12 protein-coding genes are annotated in these 17770 nt (G+C 68.4%); 4 read left to right on the top strand and 8 right to left on the bottom strand.

Translation table 11 applies throughout. From position 1 onward, the window contains the following. Window positions 1-114: 114 nt before the first annotated feature. Window positions 115-1338 (bottom strand): pyridoxal phosphate-dependent aminotransferase, encoded by a 1224-nt coding sequence (locus BN11_RS00970; RefSeq protein WP_048693268.1) that lies wholly within the window; start codon window positions 1336-1338, stop codon window positions 115-117. Between the two features lie 20 nt (window positions 1339-1358). Further along, window positions 1359-2228 (bottom strand): MFS transporter, encoded by an 870-nt coding sequence (locus BN11_RS00965; protein ID WP_053083955.1) that lies wholly within the window; start codon window positions 2226-2228, stop codon window positions 1359-1361. A gap of 75 nt (window positions 2229-2303) precedes the next feature. Between BN11_RS00965 and BN11_RS23320 the strand changes: the two genes are divergently transcribed. After that, window positions 2304-2567, top strand: a complete 264-nt coding sequence (locus BN11_RS23320) for a hypothetical protein (RefSeq protein WP_162213119.1) — start codon at window positions 2304-2306, stop codon at window positions 2565-2567. A 98-nt stretch (window positions 2568-2665) separates the two neighbouring features. Here the strand turns inward: BN11_RS23320 and BN11_RS00955 are convergent, their stop codons facing one another. The 3 genes from BN11_RS00955 to BN11_RS00945 all read right to left on the bottom strand — a co-directional run bounded on the left by BN11_RS00955 (window position 2666) and on the right by BN11_RS00945 (window position 6486). Next, complete coding sequence (locus tag BN11_RS00955) at window positions 2666-4228, bottom strand: HNH endonuclease signature motif containing protein (RefSeq protein ID WP_048693260.1); 1563 nt, start codon at window positions 4226-4228, stop codon at window positions 2666-2668. Between the two features lie 224 nt (window positions 4229-4452). Beyond that, window positions 4453-5463 carry an NAD(P)H-dependent glycerol-3-phosphate dehydrogenase gene (locus tag BN11_RS00950; RefSeq protein WP_048693257.1) on the bottom strand — a complete coding sequence of 337 codons (1011 nt, stop codon included), beginning with the start codon at window positions 5461-5463 and terminating at the stop codon, window positions 4453-4455. A 60-nt stretch (window positions 5464-5523) separates the two neighbouring features. Further along, window positions 5524-6486: a hypothetical protein gene (locus BN11_RS00945; protein ID WP_048693254.1), complete on the bottom strand. Its 963-nt coding sequence runs from the start codon at window positions 6484-6486 to the stop codon at window positions 5524-5526. A 202-nt stretch (window positions 6487-6688) separates the two neighbouring features. Between BN11_RS00945 and BN11_RS22315 the strand changes: the two genes are divergently transcribed. From BN11_RS22315 to BN11_RS00935, 3 genes are all read left to right on the top strand, one after another. Then, a complete protein-coding gene (locus tag BN11_RS22315) occupies window positions 6689-6832 on the top strand; it encodes a hypothetical protein (RefSeq protein WP_157043916.1) in 144 nt (47 codons plus the stop codon). A 75-nt stretch (window positions 6833-6907) separates the two neighbouring features. Then, the gene (locus BN11_RS00940; protein WP_048693252.1) at window positions 6908-11908 is read left to right on the top strand and encodes a 2-oxoacid:acceptor oxidoreductase family protein; all 5001 of its coding nucleotides are present in this window, start codon (window positions 6908-6910) and stop codon (window positions 11906-11908) included. Then, window positions 11905-14727, top strand: coding sequence for a sulfide/dihydroorotate dehydrogenase-like FAD/NAD-binding protein (locus BN11_RS00935; RefSeq protein ID WP_048693249.1), 2823 nt, complete (start codon window positions 11905-11907; stop codon window positions 14725-14727). Before BN11_RS00940 ends, BN11_RS00935 begins: the two co-directional genes overlap by 4 nt. A gap of 149 nt (window positions 14728-14876) precedes the next feature. Here BN11_RS00935 and BN11_RS00930 read toward each other — a convergent pair whose 3' ends face one another. The 3 genes from BN11_RS00930 to BN11_RS00920 all read right to left on the bottom strand — a co-directional run. After that, entirely contained in the window at window positions 14877-15677 is an 801-nt protein-coding gene (locus tag BN11_RS00930; RefSeq protein WP_048700544.1) for a transglutaminase-like domain-containing protein, read from the bottom strand. A 31-nt stretch (window positions 15678-15708) separates the two neighbouring features. After that, window positions 15709-16617: a transglutaminase family protein gene (locus BN11_RS00925; protein ID WP_048693246.1), complete on the bottom strand. Its 909-nt coding sequence runs from the start codon at window positions 16615-16617 to the stop codon at window positions 15709-15711. After that, window positions 16614-17770: alpha-E domain-containing protein (locus tag BN11_RS00920; RefSeq protein WP_048693243.1), on the bottom strand; the 1157-nt coding region annotated here is incomplete at its 5' end. The genes BN11_RS00920 and BN11_RS00925, both read right to left, overlap by 4 nt.

The raw sequence follows: 17770 nt of genomic DNA, 5'->3' as shown, positions 1-17770 counted from the left end.
CCGTTCCCTCCCAAGGAACCTCTGCTTGGATCAAGACCTGGAACACCGACCCCAAACCCTTCATCTGGACCAAAACCGCCGAAGACATCCTCAAATCCCTCGGAAGACTTCTCATTAGAACTTCCGGCGCGGGACACTAGCAGAGGTTCCTCGGTTGGCCAGGGAGTGCTGGAATGGGAGTATGCGGCGGATCGCCTCGGCGACCGCGTCCGGGCCCCGGGCCAGCGACAACCGGATGTATTCGTGTCCGTGCGCCCCGTCGAAGTCAGTGCCGGGGGTGACGGCGACATCCTGTTCGGCGAGCAGCGCCGAGCACCAGGCGACCGAATCGGCATATGGCCCAAGCTGATCGCGGATCCCGGCATACACGTAGAAGGCCCCATCGGCGGGGGCGACGCCGGCCCAGCCGAGTCGCGGGATGGCATCGAGGACGATCTTGCGGGCGAGCGCGAATCCGGCAACGGCGCGTTCGCACTCGGCATACGACTCCTCGGTGAACCCGGCGACCGCCGCATGCTGGGCGGGCACCGGCGCGCAGAGGGCGAGATTGCCGGCGAGGGCGTCGATCCGCGGTGCGAGGTCAGCGGGCATGAGCATCCACCCGAGGCGCCACCCGGTCATGCCCCAGTACTTGCTGAAGGAAGAGATCACGACGGCGTTCTCATCCAACTGCCAGGCGCAGGTGCCGACCGAGCCGGTGAAGGTCACACCGTGATAGATCTCGTCGCTGACGACGCGGACCTCGTTGTCGCGGCACCACGTGAGGATCGCCTCGAGTTCGGTGTCGGCGATCATCGTGCCGGTCGGATTTGCCGGGCTCGCCAGGATGACGCCGGTCAGCGGTGCCTGGGTGTGCGCCGCCGCCAAGAGTTCGGCCGTCGGCTGGAAGCGCACCTCTTCGCCGGTGTCCAACTCGACGACCTCGCACCCGAGCGAGCGCAGGATGTTGACATATGCCGGGTAGCCGGGCCGGGCGACCGCCACCCGGTCGCCGGGGTCGAAGGCGCTCAAGAAGGCGAGGAGGAAGGCCCCGGAGCTGCCGGTTGTCACGCAGATCCGCTCGGGGTCGAGGTCGAGGTCGTACCACTTCAGGTAGTGACCGGCGATGGCCTGACGGAGCGCGAGCAGACCGCGAGTCTCGCTGTAGCCCAACGGAATCTCGTTGATCATGAGGTGAGCGGCGACGTCGCGCACCGGCCCGGGCGCGCCCTGCCCGGGCTCGCCGGCGCACAGACTGATGACCTCGCGTCCCTGGGCGCGGGCCTCGGCCACGGCTTGCAGCACCGTCATCACGGTGAACGGCGGGACCTCAGAGCGGCGGGAGGGGGTCAGCGGCATACGCGCGAGTGTATGAGGCGTCAGACGTTGGGGAGGCTGCGTCGGGAGCGGCGCAGGCCGGCGTTCAAGGACACGGTGACGAGCACCGACGCCGCGACGAGGAGGCCCATCGAGGTAGCGGGCGACAGCACGGTGGCGAGCAGCCCACCGGCCAGGGCGCCGAGGGACTGTCCCACCATCTGCCCGTTGCCGAAGAGTCCGAAGACCTGCCCTTCGACGTCCGGATCCGCCTCATGGGCGAGCCGCTCCTGCAAGACAAGGGAAGCCGAGTAGCCGGCGCTGGCGACGAATCCCAGGACCAACGCCACGCCGACCGGCGTGTGGAAGAGGAGGCCGAGGTAGGGCAGTGCCAGCAGCAGGCGCAGCGGTGTCAGCAGCCGGTCCCGGCGGTCGGTGGTCAGTATGCGGTCGACGACGATGTCGCCGAGGAGCATCCCGCCCGCTGCGGCCGCGAAGAGGAAGCCGGACCACGCCTTGCCTCCGTAGGGAATGAAGAGGGCTTCACATCCGACGATGAGGCCATTGGGAAGCCACGCGCTGAGCATGATCGGGCGCAGGATGGGCGAGCCCAGCACATGGGCGTTGACCCGGTGGGTCTCGGCGAGGATATTCCCCGGACGCGCAGGTATGGGTCGGGCCCTGACCCCCGCGAGCAGCACGGCGAACCGCACGGGCAACGGCAACCCAGGGACGGCCTGCAATGCGGCTTGCGCTCCGGTGACGGCGATGACGAGGAGGATGGCGCTGCGCGCGTCCAGCCCGTCGAACAGGCTCAGGGCGGTCAGCGATCCCAGCAGCGTCAGCAGCGAACCGCCGACGAGGGCCAGCGCACTGAGAATGGGCGACCCGGTCTCCTTGTAGGCGAGCGTGGCCAGGGCGAGCGAGGCCAAGCTGAGGCTGGCGATGACGAGGCAGCGGGAGACGAACAGGGCTCGGAACTCGCCGATGGCGAAGAGTCGCCGTAGGTGCGCATGCCGGCCAGCCTGTGGGGGACTGGGTCGGGCGTCACCCGAGCGCTGCTCGACGGGGCCGTTGACTACGCAAAGAGCAAGGGCGCCAAAGCCATCGACGGCTTCCCCGTCGACAACCAGGGGGACACAATCGACAGGACGCTGGCCTACCCCGGGATGCGCACCATCTTCGATGATGCCGGCTTCACGCCTCTGGGTGAGGTGCGCGGCAATCACGCGGGCCACAAACGCATCGCCATGCGCCGGACATTCGACTGACAGCCAGATGAATGACAGCCAGCCGACTGACAGGGCAGCGGACTGACAGCCGGCCGACTGACAGGGCAGCGGAAATCGCCGCGACGGGACGGCGAGTGTCAGGCGGCGCTGCCGCCGGCGCGGGCGGCTAGAAGCCGGTCGTAACTGCCGGGGGTCAAGTCCCAGTGCACGCGGGGTGGCCCGGCCGGCCGGTCGGCAGCTGCGGGCTCGCCGCGGTCCCGGCGGCGCGCGAGGTCCTCGGCGTCGCTGGTCTCGCTGCTCCCGGGAGGTCGTCCCAGCGTGTCGTCGGGTGGGTCGGTGGTGACCCAGCCGGCGAGGCGTCGGGAGTGGACGACGTGGTGGTGGTAGTTGCACAGCAACGCGCCGTTGTCGATCTCGGTGGCACCGCCGTCGGCCCAATGGATCAGGTGATGAGCATCGGCCCAGCCGGCCGGCCTGCTGCAGTGCAGGAAAGAGCACCCGTCATCGCGCAGTTGCATGGCTCGCACCTGTTGGCTGGTGAAAAGCCGTTTGCTGTGACCGATGATGATCGGCGTGCCGTGCTCGTCCACGATGATGGGGGCGAGCATCGTGTTGCACGACAGCAGCCGGGCGGTCGCGATCGACAGGTAGCGCCCGGCGTCCAGGCCGGTGATGGTGGTGGCGCAACCGTCCTCGTCGCGCAGGTCACCCAGGCGCACGATAAGGCTCACCTGGCTGGCCGGACGCCCGGCGGCTGGGCGTTCGGCGGCTCGGCGATCGGCGGCTGGGCGGCCCTGGCCATCCCCCTGGAGCCCGGCGCCGGTGTCGGGCGCGACGGTGGGGACGACGCCGTGTGTCGTCGCGCGCCGGACCAGTTCGATCAAGGCATCGGCTCGTCGGGTGGGGTAGGAGCGGGGGTCGGCGCCCCCGTCGGGGCCGGGTTGGGGTTTGGTGAGACGGTCGAGCGCGGCCTCGAGGATCGCAGCGGATTCGGCGCTGAGAGACATCCGGTAGTCAGTCAGGCCGTCGACCGGGTCGACGGCGCCGGTGGAGAGGAACGCATGCTTGCGGGCTCCCTCGTCGCGATCGTTCAACCGGTCGGGGCGGCCGAAGCGGGCATACAGCTCGGGCCGGATGCGCCGGACCTCTCGTGGGTCGCCGCCTGCCCCCACGAGGGCGTAGGCCTCCCACGCTGCCGGCACGAAGGCGGGCTGCAGATCTGGTGCCAGGCGCCGCATCTCGTCCATGGCGACCTGGCCGCAGGGCAGCGGCACGACGGCGCCGAGGATCGCCTCGCCGAGAACCTCGCCGTCCTGGCCGGGGGCCAACGCCCCGGCGGGTCGGGTGATCGTCGGCGACCGCAGGGCCTCGGCGATCTTCACCACGCGGGACGCCGAACCGCGGGTATGCCGCCGCGAGGCCGTGGCGATCCAGTCGGCGGGGCTCAGAGGCACCTGAGAGGCGGCGGGCAGGCCGCGGGTGAGAGCGTCGCCGACGACGGCGACCTCCGCGGCGTCACTCCACAAGGCGAGTTCGCCCAGTTCGCTGACGAGGTCGAGAAGTTGCGCTTCGGTGGCTGCGCCGACCTCCTGACGCACGGATGACAGCGCGGCGGTGCAGTCGCGCACGAGGTTCAGCACGTCGCTGATCCCGAGGTCACCGGACCTGGGATCGCGTGGTGTGCTGGGGTGGACTGCCATACCTCATGCTACATCTGTTCGACTGATCGCGCAACCCCCATTTCGAGAAATATCATTGTCTCCCAAGGGATTACGTGTGCGCCGAGCTTATAGCACTGACCACTGACAGTGGTGCAGAATCGACTCTGTCCAGGTCGCGTCGGCCGATGATCGGCGGTGGTTCACCGTGACACGGCGCAGTCGCCGTGAGAGGTCCGGAGCACCGGTCCTGACAAGGGGAGCCCCTACCAGGCATCGCCGTGGAACTCGTGCTCCGGCGCCTCCCGCAGCAATCCCCGGTAGGCACGGACGGCGGTCTGGCCGTGGTTGAGGACGGCGTCGACCTCGCGGGCGATGGGCATCTCGACGCCATGCTCTCGGGACAGCTCCATGACGACGGGGGCGGACTTGACGCCCTCGGCGACCTGCTTCAGTTCGGCCTCGATCTCGGGCAGCGTCTTGCCCTGAGCCAAGCGGATGCCGACGCGGCGGTTGCGGCTATGGGGGGAGGTGCAAGTGGCGATGAGATCGCCCATCCCGGCGAGTCCGGAGAAGGTCTGCTCGTGCCCGCCCATCGCGACTCCGAGCCGCGAGAGTTCGCGCAGCGACCGGGTGATGACCATGGCCCGGGTGTTGTCACCGGCCTCCAGGCCGTCGCCGAATCCGGTCGCGATGGCGAAGATGTTCTTCAGCGCCCCGGCCACCTCGACACCCACGACATCGGTTGAGGTGTAGACGCGAAACATGGTGGAGCGCAACAGATTCTGCAGTGACTCCGCCTGCTGTTGGTCAGGCATCGCCAGCGTCGCGGCGGCGGCGTACCCGGCCGCGATTTCGCGCGCGATATTAGGCCCGTTGAGCACACCGACGGGATGGCCCGGCAGGGTCTCGCGGACGACCTCCGTGATCCGCAGCCGGCTGCCCTGCTCCAAGCCCTTGACGAGCGAGACGATCGGCACCCACGGGCGGAGGTGCTCGGCTGCTTCAGTGAGAACTCCCCGGCAGGCTTGTGACGGCACGCCGAGCACCAGCACGTCTGCCGTCGCGATGGCGTGCTCCAGATCGTTCGTCGCCCGGAGCGCAGGATTCAAAGGCAGGTCGTCGAGGTAGCGCGAGTTGACGTGCCGCTCGTTGATGTCCGCGACCGTGGCCTCGTCGCGCGCCCACAACAGAGTCGGCGCATTTCGAGCGGCGATCGAGGCGATCGCACTGCCCCACGACCCTCCGCCGAGGACAGTGACATTGGGTCGGCGCATGAGGGCTCCTTCGGGAATCGGCGACCGGTGTGGCGCCGAGCGTAATGCCCGAACCCACCGCTACGGGCGAACCACCCGGCCATGAGCCAGCAGGGCGGCGATATTGCGGACGATCAGCGAACCGCGCCATTCCTGCTCGGCCTGTGGCCAGACATCCGGGTGCCAGCCACCCCAGTCCCAGAAGGTCGCCCACGAGCCGTCCGGCTGCTGGCTCGCGATCGTCCGGTCGAGAGCCATCGGCAGCGTGTCGGCCAGGGCGGCGGCGAGCGGGTGCGCCGGCGTGGGCGCGATCCACAGCGGGTGGATCCCGTATGTCGCGTAGTCGGCCTCCGTCGCCATCACCCGCTCCGGAAGCACCCGACGGAGGTATGCCGTGACCGCCTCCCGCGCGTCCGCGGGCGTGGCGGCTTCTCCGGCGAAGTGCGCCAACGCATCGTGGGCGTTCACTTCCTCCGCCGAGACACCGTCAGCAGCCACATCGCGCACCTGCTGGGTGAGTTGGGCCAGCATCTCGGCAGGCACGCTCCCCGGCGCAGCCACCTCGCGCCGCCACAGGTGAGCGGTCAACGCGACACCCGGGTTCGCGGCATACCCGGCAAACGTCTCGGCGAGCTGACCCGGCTCGCTCTGGTCCCACCAGGGCGCATGCGGACTGGCCTGGGCCGACGGGGGAAGGAACGGCCATACCAAGCGCCCTTGCCTATCGGACTCGACACTCTCGACGAGCCATCGGCACACCTGACCCACCAGCGGATGGTCACCCGGCACGCGGTGTGCCCGGAGGATGTCGAGCGCCGTCAGCGCACCGAGGGCACTGGATTCCGGTGCGCGGCAGTCGGACTCGAGTGCGTTGCCGACCCCGCCGTCGGAGTTGGCATAGGCGGACACGGCATCGGTGACTTGACCGGGGGTGGCCGTGCCGAGCACCTGCGCGAGCCGCACCCGCTCGAGAGGCCGGCCATGAGCAGCCAGCCAGGCGCGCGAGCGGTCGAGGGCATCGGACGAGAACTGGAGCGACGTCATACCCGCGACTCTAGGAACGAGGACCGACACCCGTCGCGGTGTGGCGTAATCCACTCCGTTCCATCTTGCGTTCCTCCGCGCGAAGTGACTTGATGAAAAGGTCCACAGCGAGGACAAGCGTCGGCCACCACGTGGTGCGCCGCGCAAGGGGTCGAGGTTTGCCGCCCGCTGCCGATGAGTCACCTACGACTGGAGGCAGGCGATGAGCGACGTGATGACCCGAGCGGAATCGGACGTCCTCGACCAGCCCCCGCCGGAGGACTTCGCCACGGACCTCTTTGAATCACCCGAACTTGGCACGTCGGGATTCTTCCCGCATGTCGACCCCGAGGAGTCCGACACCTAGGACTCCAACCGCGACAGGGCCGCGGTGGCGCGCGGCCGACGAGACCGGATGTGGCAATCCGGTGAAGGAAACGAAATGACCGCGAACACAGCGAAGTACCCGGGGCAACCCACCGTCATCAACGGCAACGCCGCCGTGGCTCACGTCATGAGCCAGGTCTGCGGCGGGGTCATCGGCTACCCCATCACCCCCTCGACCGAGATCTCCGAGCTGTATGAAGCCGCGCGCGCCGAGGGTGGTGTCAACGTCTGGGGCAAGCACGCGTTCTTCTTCGAGCCCGAGGGCGAGCACTCCGCCCAGTCCGGTGCGCTCGGCGCGGCCCTGACCGGCGGCGCGTTCATCTCGAACGCCTCCTCCAGCCAGGGCATCCTCTACGCGATGGAGTCCCACTTCGTCACCGTCGGCAAGAAGATCGGCGGCTTCGTGCTGCAGGTCGCCGCGCGTGTGGTGTCGAAGCACTCCCTCAACGTCATGGCCGGCCACGACGACATCTACGCGCTGCTGTCCTCCGGTTACACCGTGCTCTTCGGCGCCAACCCGCAGGAGGCCGCCGACCTCGCCGCGATCTCCTACCGCGCCTCCTCGCTCTCGCTGATCCCCGTCGCCAACGCGATGGACGGCTTCTCGACGAGCCACATGCTCTCCGAGGCGTTGATGCCGGAGCCGGAGTTGCTGCGCGAATATCTGGGTGACCCCGCCGGCCGGATCGCCTGCCCGACGCTGGCGCAGGAGATGCTGTTCGGCGCCAAGGGCCGGGTCTTCCAGTTGGAGGGGTTCCTGCGTCGCCACGGCCGGGACATCCCGGCGGATGATGTTGCGGCGCTGCAGGCTTTCCTCGCCGCCAAGGCGGACGAGGTGGAGAAGGACAACGACGGAGAGCTGGTGGGTATGACGCTCGCCTGGGTCCCCGAGGACCTCAAGGGGCCGTGGCGTCGCCAATGGGTCAATGCGTGGGAGAAGGGGACGCGCCAGCTGGTGCCCTCCCTCGTCGACGTCAACAACCCCGGCCTGACCGGGCCGGTGCAGAACCAGCCCGACTTCCAGGCCGGCGCCGTCGACCACCGCACCCACTTCGCCTCCGCCGTGCCGTCGCTGGTGCGCCAGGCCATGGCGGAGTATTCGGAACTGACGGGCCGCACCTACACCCCGGTTCACACCTATGACACCGACGACGCCGAGGTCGTCATGGTCGGGCTCGGCTCGGTCTGCGACGACGTGCGCGCCGTCCTGCCCTACCTGCGCGAGCAGGGCATCAAGGCCGGCCTGGTCTCCGTCAAGATGCTGCAGCCCTTCCCCGAGGCCGAGGTCGTTGCTGCGCTCGCGGGCAAGAAGTCCGTCATCGTCCTGGAGCGCTCCGACCAGACGGCGCTGACGTCCCTCGTCACGGCGGCCCTGTTCAAGGCGCAGCAGAACGCGGAGTCGCAGCGGCACAACGGAATCCCCGCACTGGCTCAGTCGCCCGTGTTGACCACGGCCATCTTCGGCCTGGGTGGACACGACCTGCAGCCGCGCCACCTGAATGCCGCGTTCAAGGCGCTGGATGCAGGCACCCTTCCTCCGCTCATCTATCTCGGGTCGCAGTTCTTCGACAAGAACCCCGACCCGCACATGGCGCAGCTCCAGGAGCGGCTGCGCGCGGCATACCCCGAGACTGAACTCATGGCGCTCGAGACCGAGCCGAACCCGAATCTCCTTCCGGCAGAAGGGATGCGGATCCGCTTCCACTCCGTCGGCGGTTACGGCACGATCGCGACGGGCAAGCTGCTCACCGACATCCTCGCCGGCGTCCTCGGGATGCACAGCAAGTCGGCGCCGAAATACGGCTCGGAGAAGTCCGGCGCGCCGACGAACTACTACATCACGCTCTCGCCGGAGCCGATCCTGACGACCAACGCCGAGTTGGAGGACGTCGAAGTCGTCATCGCGCCCGACCACAAGGCGTTCATCCACACCAACCCGCTCAAGGGCTTGGCCGAGGGTGGCACGTTCATCCTCCAGTCCAACCTCAGCCCCGAGCAGGTCTGGGCGGACCTGCCGCGGGGTGCGCGAAAGACGATCCGTGACAAGAAGATCCGCTTCTTCGTCGTCGACGCCTTCACGGTGGCCAAGAAGCACGCGCCGATCCCCGAACTCGAGACTCGCATGATGGGCATCGCGTTCATCGGTGCGGTCGCGGCCCACGTCGACCGCGTCGCCCACGGTGCCTCGCGCGACCAGATCCTCGAGCGCGTCCACAAGCAGATCGAGAAGAAGTTCGGCCGCAAGGGCGAGACCGTCGTCGAGAGCAATATGTCCGTCATCCTCGACGGCATCGAGGCAACGACGCAGATCGACTACGACACCGCGGCCTTCCTCGAGATCGACGACCACCCGGCGCCGAAACCCCTGCTCACGGTGGCGTTGTCGGCGTCGATGTGCCCGAGCGCTCGCGCGGAGCGGACCTCCGGCCTGTTCGACCCCACCTATTACGAGGACCTGATGGCGCGACCCTTCCGCGAGGGCACCATCGGCGAGGCCCCGGTGCTCCCGGGTGCCGGTCTGTTCATGCCGCCCGGCACCGCCGCCGGCAAGGACAAGGGCCTCTTCCGGCGTGAGGTGCCGGCGTTCAACCCCGACATCTGCACCGGCTGCATGGAGTGCGCGCTGGTCTGCCCGGACGCGGCGATCCCCAACACGGTCCACGAGATACACGACCTGATCCTCACGGCGGTCACCGAGATCGACGCCACCGACGGACAGAAGGATGTGCTCCGCAAGGAGATCTTCGGCATCGCCGAACGCACCCGAGAAGCGTTGCGGCACAGGGAAGAAAAGCCGTTCCACGAGATCGTGGCCACCGCCGCGGCGAGCGTCGCGACGGACCCGACCATGCAGCATACGGTCGACAAGCTCGTGGCCAAGCTCGCGACCTACCCGGTGGCGCGCACTCGCCCGTTCTTCGACTCACCCGAGAAGGACGAGCCGGGCACCGGCGGCCTGTTCGCCGCGACGATCGACCCGTGGAAGTGCACCGGCTGCCTCGAGTGCGTCGAGGTCTGCGGACCGGGGGCCCTGACCGTGCAGGAGCAGGACGCCGGCGTGCTCGCCACGCTCCAGGAGCGCTTCGCGTTCATGACGGCGAACCCGAACACGCCCACCCGCTTCGTCGAGGGCTCCGACAGCCCCGACGGCGACATCAAGCGGCTCATGCTCGACCACGCCAACTTCTGGGCGACCACCGGCGGGCACGGCGGCTGCCGCGGCTGCGGTGAGGTGACAGCCATCCGGCTCGTCATGTCGACCTCGCACGCCCTCGGCGAGCGGCGGCGCAAGGCGCACACCAAGGAGCTCATCGGCCTGATCGACCGGCTCTACGCCAAGGCCTCGACCGTCGACAGCGACGAGCGACGCGAGCGGATCAACGGCGCGATCAAGACGCTCGAGCACCGGCTCTATCTGCTCGAGGGCGGCCCGACCGGCACCGGCCCGGCGTCGACGATCATCGCCAACGCCACCGGCTGCAGCAGCGTCTACGCCTCGACGATGCCGTTCAACCCCTACACCGACCCGTGGGTCAACAGCCTCTTCCAAGACGCCCAGCCACTGGCCAAGGGCATCTTCGAAGGCACTGCGGCGCAACTGGTTACGGATGTCAAGGCGATGCGCCTGGCCGAGCTGGAGCTGAGCGACAGCTATGACCCGGCCGTCCATGACAAGCAGTTGACGATGCTCGGGTGGGGCGACTTCACCAAGCCCGAACTCGACCTGATGCCGACCGTGCTGACCATCGGTGGCGACGGCGCCTCCTACGACATCGGCTTCGGCGCGATGTCGCGGATCCTCGCCTCCGACACCCCGATCAAGGTCATGGTCCTCAACTCCGGCGTCTATTCCAACACCGGCGGGCAGGCCTCCACGGCGAGTCTGACGGCGCAGGACTCCGACCTCTCCCGCTTCGGGTCGGCGCACGACGGCAAGCACGAGTCCCGCAAGGAACTCGGCCTGCTCGCCTCCTTCCACCCGCACGTCTTCGTGTGCGCGACGAGCACCGCCATCCAGGGACACTTCCTGACCAATGCGATGGAGTTCCTCCGCTACACCGACGCGCCGGCGGTGCTCGACATCTACACCCCGTGTGGATCCGAGCACGGCATCAGCGAGGACGCCTCGGCGGCCCGCGCTCGGCTCGCGGTCGAGTCCCGGATGAACCCGGTCTTCGTGCACGACCCACGGCGCGGCTCGACCCTGCACGACTGGTTCTCCCTGGAGGGCAACCCCGACATCGAGAAGACCTGGACGACAACGGATCTCGCCTACAAGGACGACGACGGCAACATCCAGCTGATGAAGGCCGCATTGACGCCGGCGGAGTTCGCGCTCGGCGAGACCCGCTTCCGCAAGCAGTTCCACCGGCTGCCGACCGACCTCGAACCCGTAGCGGTGCCGATGGACGAATACATCGAACTGCCCAAGGAGCAACAGGCCTCCAAGGTGCCCTTCATCTGGGCCACCGACGACGACCAGAAGCTCATCAAGGTGCAGTGCTCGGCCTCGATCGTCTCGCTCGTGAAGGACCGGCGCCGCTACTGGCAGATGCTCCAGTACCTCTCCGGCGTCCACGAGGCCCAGCTGACGGCACTGCACACCTCCGACCTGAAGGATCTGCAGGCGCGGTATGACGAGGCGATGCGGGCGCGCGAGAACGCGATCGACGAGATCGCCAACGCGATGAGTTCGCTCGCCTCCTCCAGCCGCGCTCCGGTCTCGCTCGGCTCGGCCATCCCCGTGCGCCCGAGCGGCGCCGGAGGTATGCCGGGTGGCGCAGCCCCGGCGGCCGCGCCGGCCGAGGCTGCAACCGCCGTGATCGACGCGCCGATCTGGCTGGACGAGGTCGACATCCCGAAGTGCAACGACTGCGGCACCTGCTATCAGGAGCTGCCGCAGCTGTTCGAGCAGCACACGATGATCATCGACGGGCTGCCGCAGAAGGTCGCCCGGATGATCCCCGGTGCGCTCGAGAGCGTCGAGATCACGCCGGATCTGGAGAAGCGGATGGACCGGGTCAAGAAGACCTGCGACGCGGAGATCATCCAATGACCGGCGAACTGCACGAGTGGCTGGCCGCCAGCGACCAACTCGCCGCCACCCAGGCGCAGGTCGCCACGCTGGAGCACAGCGACGCGGTGGAGTCCTACAACCGGCAGATCGAGTTGCTCAAGCGGCGGCTGATCGCCGAGCCGGCGACCTTCCGGCAGATGTTCATCGACGACGGCATGAACGCCGTGATGTGGGAGTTCTCTCAGGACGAGTTGGGCGCCGACTTCGTCAAGGAATTGTGGAAGGTGCTGCTGCGCGAGGACGACGCGTCCCGGGTCATCATGCGCTTCCTGTGGGCACAGCCGCTGAAGGGCAAGCGCAAGTTCGTCCGGGCGCTCGATGCCCATCTCTCCGACAGCTATCCGATGTTCAAGGGCCTGTCGGTGGACTGGCCGGCGGGCAACTCCATCCCGCCGCACATTCGCGAACCCGAGGACCGCTCCCACGACTTCGGTCTGGTCAACGAGGGCTATCTCGGCTATATGAACGTCGGCTACAGCCGGGCCGAGGTCGACCTCTTCGTGTGGCTGGAAGCGTTGCGCGACAAGCAATGCGAGGAGAAGCCGTGTGAGGTCGGCGTGCACATCGCCGGCAAGCCGGACCTCAAGGGCGGCTGCCCGGTCAAGATCCACATCCCCAAGGTGTTGGAGCTCGTCGGGACCGGCAAGTTCCACGAGGCGATGGAACTGATCGAATCGTGCAACCCGCTGCCCGATGTCACCGGCCGCGTGTGCCCGCAGGAGTTGCAGTGCCAGGGCGTGTGCATCCAGAACAAGATGCCGATCGCCATCGGCCAACTCGAATGGTTCCTGCCCGAGCGGGAGAAGCTCGTCAACCCCGACGGCGATGCGGCACGCTTCGCCCATCGGCGCGACCCGTGGCTGGTGGCCAGCAAGCCTCCGGTGGCCATCATCGGCTCGGGGCCGTCGGGGCTGATCAACGCCTATCTGCTTGCGGCAGAAGGCTTCCCGGTGACGGTGTTCGAGGCCTTCCATGCGCTCGGGGGCGTGCTGCGCTACGGCATACCCGAGTTCCGCCTCCCCAACGAGCTCGTCGACGACGTCGTCGGCAAGATCAAGCTGCTCGGCGGCAAGTTCGTCTCCAACTTCGTCGTCGGCAAGACGGCGACGATCGAACAGTTGCGGGAGAACGGCTTCTACAAGGTCTTCGTCGGCACCGGCGCCGGGCTGCCCCGGTTCATGGACGTGCCCGGCGAGCACTACCTGAATGTCATGTCCGCCAACGAGTTCCTCACCCGCGTCAACCTCATGCAGGGGCTGCGCGACGACTACGAGACACCGCTGCCCGAAGTCAAGGACAAGGAAGTCCTCATCATCGGCGGCGGCAACACGGCCATGGATGCGGCTCGCACCTCCAAGCGCCTGGGTGGGAACGTGACGATCGTCTATCGCCGCACCCAGTCCGAGATGCCGGCCCGCGTCGAGGAGTTGGAACACGCGCTGGAGGAGGGCATCAAGCTGCTCGTCCTGCGTGGTCCGACGGAATTCCTCGGCGACGACAAGACCGGCTTCGTCTCCGCCGCCATCCTCGACGTCATGGAACTCGGCGAGCCCGACGCGTCCGGCCGCCGGCGCCCGGTCCCCACCGGCCAGACCGAGACGATGAAGGCCGATCTGGTCATCATGGCACTCGGCAACGCTGCCAACCCGATCGTCAAGGACTCCGAGCCGACACTGCATACCACCAAGTGGGGCACGATCGACCTGGAGCACAAGGGATCTCAAGAAACGTCCATCGAGGGGGTGTACTCCGGAGGAGACGCCGCCCGCGGCGGATCAACGGCGATCAACGCCGCGGGCGACGGCCAAGCCGCCGCGCGCGAGATCATCGGGCATCTCGACGTCCCCGCCGACCAGATCCCGCTCATGGTGGCCAAGGCCAAGGACTACACCGAGCGCGCCTCGGCGAGCCAGGTCATCGTCGCCAAGGCGCACCTGGCCGACGGGATCGAGGAGATCATCGTGCACTCGCCGGTGATCGCCGAGGCGGCGCAGGCCGGTCAATTCGTGCGCGTGCTGCCGTGGGAGGACGGGGAACTCATCCCGCTCACCCTCGCGGACTGGGACACCGAGAAGGGCACGATCTGCCTGGTCATCCAGGGCGTCGGCACCTCGAGCATCGAGATGAACCAGATGAACGTCGGTGACTCCTTCGCCGGGATCGCCGGCCCGCTGGGCCGGCCGAGCGAGATCAACGCCTACGACCCGGCCACCGAGACCGTCGTCTTCACCGCCGGCGGGCTCGGCCTGCCGCCGGTCTATCCGATCGCCCGCGAGCACCTGCGGCGCGGCAACCACGTCACGCTGATCGCCGGATTCCGTTCTGCCTCACTGCTGTTCTGGACGGGCGAGGACGAGCGGATGGCTGGGTTGCAGCGGGAGTTCCCGGACACGCTGGAGGTCGTCTACGCGACCAACGACGGCACCTTCGGCGTCGAGGGTTTCGTCACCACGCCGCTGGAGACCATGCTCGAGGCTGCTCGAGCGGGGACCGGTCGGCGCATCGCCGAGGTCGTCACCATCGGCCCGCCGCTGATGATGCGGGCCGTCGCCGATCTCGCCAAGAAGTATGACGTGCACACCGTCGCCAGCCTCAACTCCATCATGGTCGACGCCACCGGCATGTGCGGCGCCTGCATGGTCCCGGTGACCATCGAGGGCAAGACCGTGCGCAAGCACGCCTGCATCGACGGCCCCGAGATCGACGCCCACATCATCGACTGGGACAAGTTCCTGCCCCGCTTCGGACAATTCCGCAAGCAGGAGCAGGCCAGCCGGGCCCGCCACGGCCTGGTTTGAGGGTCGATCGCTGCCGGACGCCACTCGCGGTCTACGCCCGGCAGCGGTCGATGCCCTGGACCCGAAAGACAGTGGAGAGTGCACGACGCGCCGTAAACACCGAGTGTTAACGGCGTGTCGTGCGCTCTCGACGGGGGTCGCGTCTCGTCTCAGGCCAGCGAGACCAGCGCGGTGACGTCGTCGTCGGGGAGGGCGGGGGACATCGTCGCGTTGACCTCGATCCCGGTCAGGTCGAGGCGCCCGGAGTGCACGGTGAGGAACGCGGTGTCGGAGGCGTCGCGGCCGGTCGCGATCCGGACCATCCCGGCGCGCGGGGCAAGGGTGGTGGCGTCGACGACATACCACCGATCGTCCAGACAGGCTTCGGCCACGGCGTGGAAGTCCATCGGCGACAGACCCGGGGCATATACCGACACCAGCCGCGCCGGCACGCCCCGCGCCCGCAGCAGCGCGATGACCAGGTGGGCGAAGTCGCGGCATACTCCGGCCCGGGACAGATAGGTCTGAACGGCGCCGTCGGTCGGGCGGCTCGAGCCGCTGACATAGGCGAGCCGCTGGCCCACCCAGGAGCTGACCCCGTCGAGCAGGTCCTTGCCGGCCAACCCCTCGAACTCGGCCGCCGCGACCTCGGCGAGGGTGTCGGATTCGCAGTAGCGGCTCGGCCGCAGATAGAGAATTCGATCAGCCGGACCGTCGCGTCGTGGATCGATCGGCAAGTCGCCGAAAAGCTTTGCCGCATAACGCACTTCGAGCGTGCCAACAGGCGTCTTGGGCACGATGTGCAGGCGCGTGTCGTGGGTCGAGACCACCTGTTCGCAAGGCACGGGCGCACCGTCGACGGTGATGCTCAGCTCTTCCTGCGAGGGGCGGTATGCCGTGGCGAGGCTCAGCACGATCTCCGCCTCCTGCGTCACGCGGGCGGTGAGGTGGGCGGAGACGTCGCGGCTCAGCGCGGGATTGTCGGTCATGGCGGGGGTCCTGTCAGTCGGGCAATCGAGTGACGTCCACGCTGACGTCGAGGGAACTGCCGCTTCCCTCGGTGAAGATCACGCCCTTGAGTGGGGAGACGTCGCGGTAGTCGCGGCCCCAGGCGGTGATCAGGTAGCGCGAGTCTGCCACACAGTCGTTGGTCGGATCGAGATCGAGCCAGCTGCCGTCCGGCGTGCGCACCGAAACCCACGCGTGGGTCGCGTCCGAACCCTGAAGTTTGGGTTTGCCCGGCGGCGGGCTCGTCTCGAGATAGCCGCTAACATAGCGTGCCGGGATGCCCACGGAGCGCAGGGCGCCGATGGCCAAGTGGGCGAAGTCCTGACAGACACCGGCGCCGATCTGCAGCAGTTGCGGCAGGGTGGTGCGCACCGTCGTCGCGCCCTTGGCATAGCGGAAGCCGGTGAAGATGCCCGTCGTCAGAGCGGCCAGCCCGGCGCCCAGGCCCGCGTCCGGGGGGAGGTAGCGCTCGGCATACGCCCGGACCTCGGGGGCAAGGTCGACCAAGGTGGAGGGCAGCAGGTATGCCGCGCGCTCCAGCGGCGCCTCCCTGTCCGGGACTGCGGCGGCGGCCGCCACGGTCCACGCGTCCAGGGCACCGAGGTCGGGCGCGGGCCGGTGGACCCAGAGAATGCTCTGCTTGGCCACGCGCAGGGTGCGGTGCGGGGTGTGGATCTCGAGATAGTGGCTGTGGTTGGGGGGGGGGTCGACATGCTCGACGAAGGCATCGGGCACCGGGTCGATCTGCATGGTGTGCTCGAGCACCTGCTGCTCGGGGGTGTCTCGCGGACGCAGGCAGGCCCGGCCGTAGGACGAGGTGACATCGTCGGGATAGGCATACGTCGTCACATGGCGCACCTCATAGCGCCGCGACGAATGATGTTCGGCGCGAACGGCTTTCACCGCGGCTCCTCGAACGCCAAACCGGGCGAGCGGTGCCGCAACGTGGTCGTGTCGAGAGCCTTGGACACGGCGCGCAAGGACGATTCCAGTTCGCGCAGCCACGCCGTCAGCTGGTCGCGGTCCCGGGCCAGGGCGACGATGTCGCCCCCGTCGAGCACCGTGGTCGCGGCGCTCAGGGCTTCGCGCACGGGCGTCTTCACCGTGCCGACATCCGCGACCAGCTGGGTGAGTTGATAGGTCAGCGCGCGGGGGTTGCTCGCGTCGGTCAGGAGCAGGTCCAAGGCGATCGCGAGGCGCGTGTCGGCGGGGTGCCGCTCGGCGACCCGGCGGCGGTGGGAGATCAGGCTCTCCCGAGACCGCAGGACCGCATCGAGCACGAGCGTGTCGACACGGCGGGCATGCGGTTCGCCGAGGGCGTGCCGCAGCAGCCGCACGGTTTCCTGGGCGCGCTCGACCCGCCGGCCGGCGTCGAAGAAGGCCCAGCTGGCATCGCGGATCATGCCTTCGGCGGCGATTCCGGAGAGCGCGAGGAAGGACTCGATGGTGCGGGCGAGCACGGATTGGAGTTGTTCGCTGGGGTCGATCGGCGTCGTGAGGGTGCGTTCGAGCCGGCTCAGGACGATCCACGTGTCGAGCGAAAGGACTTGTCGCACTTGACCAGCGGCGCGTGCTGCCCGGCGTGCCGAATAGCGCACCGTCCCCGAGCGGGCGCCGTCGAAGGTGAGCGTATGCAGGTGCGCGAGCGGTGCGCTCGGCCGGTCCGCCTGCTGCCGGGGAGCGGCGTCCCGCCGGGAGGGTCGGTCGCGGTGCACGACGGTGACGCCGTCGATGGCGTCGAGAAGCACCTGCATCGCCTCGTATCCGGGTGTGCCGGGGCGCCGCACGTGGTCCTCGACGAGGTCGTCGGCCACCATGATCAGCCGGGCGGTGGACTCCGCGCGCTCGGCATACCGGCCGAACCAATACAGGTCGTCGGCCGCGCGTGGCGGCAGCGGGACCGACGCGACGCGCCCATGACTGCCGGTGATCACCGGCTCGGCGGGTGTCGCCCCGGACGCGCGCGGCCCCGGGCCTTCGCCGACGACCCATACGTCCTTGGCGATGGCGTCGCGTAGTCCCGGCACGCGGCGGTCACCGGCCTCCGTGGCCAGCC

Origin of the sequence: Nostocoides australiense Ben110, from assembly GCF_001050535.1 — a bacterium.
GTDB lineage: Bacteria > Actinomycetota > Actinomycetes > Actinomycetales > Dermatophilaceae > Nostocoides_A > Nostocoides_A australiense.
Note: the sequence above shows the minus strand (reverse complement) of the source record. Positions and strands in the feature narration are given on the sequence as shown.

Coding starts and splice junctions, on each gene's coding strand:
- BN11_RS00970 (WP_048693268.1), bottom strand. CDS start 1,338: ATGCCGCTGACCCCCTCCCGCCGCTCTGAGGTCCCGCCGTTCACCGTG.
- BN11_RS00955 (WP_048693260.1), bottom strand. CDS start 4,228: ATGGCAGTCCACCCCAGCACACCACGCGATCCCAGGTCCGGTGACCTC.
- BN11_RS00950 (WP_048693257.1), bottom strand. CDS start 5,463: ATGCGCCGACCCAATGTCACTGTCCTCGGCGGAGGGTCGTGGGGCAGT.
- BN11_RS00945 (WP_048693254.1), bottom strand. CDS start 6,486: ATGACGTCGCTCCAGTTCTCGTCCGATGCCCTCGACCGCTCGCGCGCC.
- BN11_RS22315 (WP_157043916.1), top strand. CDS start 6,689: ATGAGCGACGTGATGACCCGAGCGGAATCGGACGTCCTCGACCAGCCC.
- BN11_RS00940 (WP_048693252.1), top strand. CDS start 6,908: ATGACCGCGAACACAGCGAAGTACCCGGGGCAACCCACCGTCATCAAC.
- BN11_RS00935 (WP_048693249.1), top strand. CDS start 11,905: ATGACCGGCGAACTGCACGAGTGGCTGGCCGCCAGCGACCAACTCGCC.